Source organism: Geitlerinema sp. PCC 9228, from assembly GCF_001870905.1.
GTDB lineage: Bacteria > Cyanobacteriota > Cyanobacteriia > Cyanobacteriales > PCC-9228 > PCC-9228.
This window is the reverse complement of the sequence record NZ_LNDC01000088.1, coordinates 1-3449: the sequence shown is the minus strand read 5'-3', so window position 1 is coordinate 3449 and position 3449 is coordinate 1. Positions and strand designations below refer to the sequence as shown.

The 3449-nt window shown below is 52.6% G+C and carries 5 protein-coding genes; 4 read left to right on the top strand and 1 reads right to left on the bottom strand.

Features of this window, described 5'->3' with window-relative positions:
- The first annotated feature begins 33 nt into the window (after nucleotides 1-33).
- The 4 genes from AS151_RS20690 (at nucleotide 34) to AS151_RS07510 (ending at nucleotide 2255) form a co-directional block, all read left to right on the top strand.
- The gene (locus tag AS151_RS20690) at nucleotides 34-426 is read left to right on the top strand and encodes an Rpn family recombination-promoting nuclease/putative transposase (RefSeq protein ID WP_084639450.1); all 393 of its coding nucleotides are present in this window, start codon (nucleotides 34-36) and stop codon (nucleotides 424-426) included.
- 189 nt (nucleotides 427-615) lie between these two features.
- Entirely contained in the window at nucleotides 616-738 is a 123-nt protein-coding gene (locus tag AS151_RS23065) for a hypothetical protein (protein WP_275527980.1), read from the top strand.
- 294 nt (nucleotides 739-1032) lie between these two features.
- Nucleotides 1033-1227 carry a hypothetical protein gene (locus tag AS151_RS21425; protein WP_139240565.1) on the top strand — a complete coding sequence of 65 codons (195 nt, stop codon included), beginning with the start codon at nucleotides 1033-1035 and terminating at the stop codon, nucleotides 1225-1227.
- Between the two features lie 38 nt (nucleotides 1228-1265).
- Nucleotides 1266-2255: a ParB/RepB/Spo0J family partition protein gene (locus AS151_RS07510; RefSeq protein ID WP_139240564.1), complete on the top strand. Its 990-nt coding sequence runs from the start codon at nucleotides 1266-1268 to the stop codon at nucleotides 2253-2255.
- Nucleotides 2256-2728: 473 nt separating this feature from the next.
- Here AS151_RS07510 and AS151_RS07505 read toward each other — a convergent pair.
- On the bottom strand, nucleotides 2729-3449 hold a 721-nt coding region (locus AS151_RS07505), incomplete at its 5' end, for a gluconeogenesis factor YvcK family protein (protein WP_139240563.1).

Below are 3449 nucleotides of genomic sequence, written 5' to 3'. Positions count from 1 at the left end.
GAGAAACCCCCCCAGGCTAGAACTTCTTGTCTCTTGTCATCCTCCTCCCCCTCCTCCCACTCCTCCCACTCCTCCCCCTCCTCCCACTCCTCCCACTCCTCCCCCTCCTCCCCCTCCTCCGAGCTTGATGAGAGGAAGCGAGAGGAAATTTTCGATATAATAGAAGCAATTGTCGTTTACAAGTTTCCCAAAAAAAGTCGTCAGGAGATTGCCAATATGTTAGGGATTGAAGATCTCAAGCAAACGCGGTTTTATCAAGAGGTTTTTGCTGAAGGTAGAGAAGAAGGCATACAAGAAGGTAGGCAAGAAGGCAAGCAGGAAACTTTATCAAAAATGTTAGATGCGGGATTTGACTGGGAAACAATCGCTCAGATTCTGGATTTGCCACTGGATGTGGTGCGACAAGAAGCGAAAAAACGTCGTTAGCGATCGCTTTTTGAACTCTTATAGAATCGCTTTTTGAACTCCTATGGAATCGCTTTTGGGTTCTCAGACGATCGCGTTGGGTTTGACAAATATTGTTTTTTATGAGCATAGGAGAAGCGATCGCAACATCAGTTCTACCACAGGCGATCGCCTTTTAATTCCTAGGAATCACTTTTTCTAGGATAGCACGTGCGATCGCTTTTTGCGTCTCAGGCGATCGCTTTTGGCTTGAAAAATATTGATTTTTGTGAATATTGCAGAGGCAATCGCGACATCAGTTCTACCACAGGCGATCGCTTTTTGAATTCCTAGGAATCGCTTTTTCTAGGATGAGGAAGTGCATTTTTGTACCAAATCCGTACTGCGAAGACCCGATAAATCCCCCCAAGCTAAAACTTCTTGTTGTCTCTCCCCCTCCTCCCCCTCCTCCCACTCCTCCCACTCCTCCCACTCCTCCCACTCCTCCCACTCCTCCCCCTCCTCCCACTCCTCCCACTCCTCCCCCTCCTCCCATTTATGGCAATGCGATCGCGACATCAACGCACCCCCGAATCACCTTTTAGTGGACCTGGGGAAGTTATTCGCGCTTGACAAAAAGACAGATTTGTGGTAATCAAAAAGTCTACCGATCGCGATCGCCACCAACAGCGATCGCAAAGTTCCCAAAATCAACGCTCCCATAGCCTTTCCCTTGACGGGTGCTGGAATTTTTGGTATAAAATCAACTCTAGCGATCGCTTTTCCACTCCCTCTCCCCCTCTCCCCCTCCTCCCACTCCTCCCCCTCCTCCCCCTCCCCTAAAAAATCCAATCGTGCAGCATTCGCTACTGGACAACAATATGGCAAGTTCCCAAGAAACAACAACGACTTCTGTCACCGCTGGCGAAGAACAGATGACGGATAGCTGGCAGTGGTTGCCGCTGGCGCAGATTGAGTTTCCGGAGTACCAGGTGCGCAAGGCGCTGGAACCGGAAGCGTTGCAGCGGTTGGTGGAGACGATCGCGACGCACGGGATGTTGGAACCGTTGGTGGTGCGTCGGTTGGATGAAGGTCGCTACGAGTTGGTGGCGGGTTGGCGGCGGTATTCGGCGGCGCAGCAGGCGGGTTGGCAGCGGGTGCCGGCTTGCGTGCGGGAGTTGAGCGATGCGGCGGCGTTGGAGTTGGCGTTGCAGGAGAATTTGGTGCGCGAGGAGTTGAATCCGTTGGAGGAGACGGATGGGATTTTGCGGCTGCTGGCGGTGAAGTTGGAGATGGATGTGGATGGGGTGATTTCGTTGCTGTATGCCATGCGCAATCAAAAGTTGGGTTCGACTAGGCGAAACGGTTCGCCTAATTGGCAGGTGGAAGTGGTGGAAAGCGTGTTTGCGCCTTTGCGGCTGAGTTGGAAGTCGTTTGTGGAGACGCGGTTGCCTTTGTTGAAGCTGCCGGAGGATGTGTTGGCGGCGTTGCGCGAGGGGAAGATTGCTTATACGAAGGCGAAAGCGATCGCGAAATTATCGGATGAGGAGAATCGGCGGGTTTTGTTGGCGGAGGCGATGGAGAAGGGGTTGTCGTTGTCGCAGATTCGCGCGCGGGTGCGATCGCTGCGGGAGGAGACGGAAGATGGAGAGGTGGCAGCGGCGGTAGAGGCGTCAGAGGAAGTGGCGGAGGAGGTGGCTGGGGAAGAATCGGCGTCAGCGGAAGTGCCGCAGCCGGTGGTGCGGTTGCAGGCGGCGGCGCGGCGGATTCACCAGGCGAAGTTGTGGCAAGACCCGCAGCGGTGGCAGCAGGCGGAGAGGTTGTTGGAACAGTTGGAGGCTTTGGTGGCGGAAGTGGAAGGGGATGCGTAGAAAGGAAAATTCTTTGTTTGATGCGATCGCGTTGGGTTCTGGAAGGTAGCGCGATCGCATTTGAATGTGGGTTTTGGTTAATTCTTATTGAAATCAGAAAAACGGAAAATTGCCAAAAATGTTCGTTTCCCCGTGCTTGCCCAACCCCCGTGCCGATTCTCGATCGCAGGAAGAAAAACCAATCGCGAAAGGGAACGTAAATTTTCAATCCCTAAGGGAAGTCAAAAGCCGTTTTGGGCAATTCTTTGAGAGGAAGACAAAAGCATCGCAACGCCATCTGATACCAAATCTGTACTGGGAAGACCCGAAAAATTCCTCAGGCTAAGGCTACAATTGAACTTCTTGTGGTTTTCCCCCTCTCCCCCTCTCCCCCTCTCCCCCTCCTCCCACTCCTCCCCCTCCTCCCACTCCTCCCCCTCCTCTATCTCAAATGTAATTTGTACAATCGAATTTGGTATAAAATGGATGGTAGATTATACAGATGTTCGCGCACCAACTCGTTGCTTTTTGCTGCGGCGAGTATCCAACTGACCGGCGCGCCAGTACCAGCGCATCAGTACTTTGGCTAGCTGTTGGGAATGGTGGCGGACGTAGCCAGTTTCTGGGTCTTCATGTAAAATATCCGCTAGGACAATGCGACGTCCCAGTTGTCGCACCCGTTCTCGGTCCAAATCTACGAAATGGGAATTTTCCTGTTCGTACCGGATCAAGGCTTGGGCGGATGGAGAGCGTTTTTGCACCAACACTGCATCGAACAAACGTTGGCCGCCACAAGCATCGTCAATGGCTTGGATGTGGTCGGCGACAGTATAGTTGGTAGTTTCCCCTGGTTGGGTCATAATATTGCAAACGTAGATGCGCGGTACTTGGGTTGCTGAAATGGCTTCTCGGATTTCGGGAACCAGTAAGTTGGGAATGACGCTGGTGTACAAACTTCCCGGACCGATAACCACAAAATCTGCCCCTTCGATGCCTTGCAAGACTTTTGGTAAAGCCGGCGGCTGTTGGGGAAGGCAACCAATTTTGACAATATTGCCGCCAGCTTCGGTAATATTGGACTCTCCCTCAATGCGGCGACCATCGTCCAATTCGGCCCATAAATTCACATCGGTGACTGTGGCTGGCAACACCTGACCGCGAATCGCCAGCACTTTGGAACTGGTGGCAATTCCCTGTTCCAAATCGCCGGTGACA